A 1,712-nucleotide genomic window follows, 5' to 3' on the forward strand; every position below is an offset into this window, starting at 1 on the left:
TTCGTCGGGCGCGCTCAGGTTGGGACAATGGCCGGTTGCCTTCAGAACCACCATTTTGCTGTTCGGGATGTTGCGCTGGACGTACGCACCCACCTGTTGTCCGGCGATGATGTCTTCGCTGCACTGGAGGATCAGCGTGCGAGCGTTGACCTTGGCCAAGTCGGCGCGGTTGTCGGAGAGGAAGGTGACCCGCGCGAATTCCTTGGCGATGGCGGGATCTGTACGGCAGAAGCTGTTAGTCAGTTCCTCGCCAAGTTCGGGCCGCTCCGGGTTGCCCATGATGGCAGGCGCCATCTGCGCCGACCACCCAATGTGGTTCTCCTCCAGAAACGAAAGAAGCTCTTCGATCTGCTGGGCGCTGAAGCCACCGACGTAGTCGCGATCGTCGATGTAGCGCGCCGAAGGCCCCACAAGGATGAGGCTTTCGAACAACGTGGGGTCCTTGATCGAGGCAAGGACTCCGATCATCGCACTGACGGAATGCCCCACGAATACGGCATCCTTCAGGCGCAGCGAGCGGCCGATCTCGACGACGTCGTCGGCATAGCCGGACAGCGTCGAATACTTCCCACGGTCGTAAGTGGTGAGGTCCGAACGGCCGGCTCCGACATGGTCGAACAGCACCGTAGTGAAATCCGCCTCGAACACCGGCGCCACGAAGCGCCACATGTTCTGGTCGCACCCAAACCCGTGGGCGAACATCATGGCCCTCTCACCGCGGCCCCGGACCTGCACGTTGTTGCGGAATTCAACGGACACCTCGACCACCCTTTGCGCGTGAAGCGCGGCTTGTTGTTTTGCAGACAGCTTACGTCCAAACAGGCGCCGGCGCATTCGTTTTTCTAGGACGGGAACGAACCCGAACGAGTGAGGAGGTCCGATATCGCCTCCACCAATTGCGCGGGCGCAAAGGGCTTGGCCAAGAGGATGCTTTGCGGCACGCCATTGGTGACCCAGCGATGCGCGCTGTCGCCGGAGACGTAGAGGATCACGCAGCCTGGATCGCTCTGCCGGGCGAGACGGGCGAGCTCCCATCCGTCCATCCTGGCGCGGCCCAGATTGATGTCAGTCACGAGGGCCCGCGGCAAAGGGGGCATGCTGAGCAGATTGGTTGCCTCCTCGCCAGAAGCGGCGCTTACGACGCCGTAACCCGCCTCGACCAAGGTCTCTTCCAGCATCTCACGAAGGAGATCTTCGTCCTCGACCAGAAGGATTGTTGCTCTTTCTGCGGGGTCTTGGGAGTTGCTCAGGTGCATCTCGCATCTCTCTTGAAAAGGGCACCCGCAGGCCACGAGCAAACTGCCACCGCTCTAACGTAGCAAAGGGCGAAGTGTTCACTTTTACAGCCGGCGCGCTGAGCAACGAGTCCTTGCGGGAGAAATGCCGGTGTAGGCTCGAGAGCGACAGCGTGTGGCTAGGCCGACTTCCGCCGCGCCCCCGTTGCCGGCTTCTTCGCCGTCTCCTTCGCCGGCTTCTTGCCGGAGATCGGCATCAGCATCTCCTTCTGCCCGGCAGCCGCCTTCTTGGCTTTTTTGGCCGGAGTTTTCGAAGCCTTGCTCTCTGCAGCTGCGCCGCCGACGCTCTTGCGCAACGCGTCCATCAGGTCGACAACATTCTCGCCTTTCGGCCGATCCTTCGGCACGATCGGCTTGCCGGCCCGCTTCTGGTTGATGAGCTCGATCAGCGCGCTTTCATAATGGTCCTCGAACTTC

The 1,712-nt window shown here is 61.5% G+C and carries 2 protein-coding genes and 1 pseudogene; all 3 read right to left on the bottom strand.

Translation table 11 applies throughout. The features are described 5' to 3' along the window. A partial coding sequence (locus IVA74_RS08770; RefSeq protein WP_346730926.1) for an alpha/beta hydrolase occupies nt 1-759 on the bottom strand: 759 nt, incomplete at its 3' end. 83 nt (nt 760-842) lie between these two features. Further along, nucleotides 843-1,256 (bottom strand): response regulator, encoded by a 414-nt coding sequence (locus IVA74_RS08775; protein WP_247341724.1) that lies wholly within the window; start codon nt 1,254-1,256, stop codon nt 843-845. A 158-nt stretch (nt 1,257-1,414) separates the two neighbouring features. Then, nucleotides 1,415-1,712: pseudogene (locus IVA74_RS08780) on the bottom strand (Ku protein); the annotation flags it as partial.

The sequence above is a fragment of the Bradyrhizobium sp. 132 genome, assembly GCF_023074185.1.
In the GTDB taxonomy this organism is placed as follows: Bacteria; Pseudomonadota; Alphaproteobacteria; order Rhizobiales; family Xanthobacteraceae; genus Bradyrhizobium.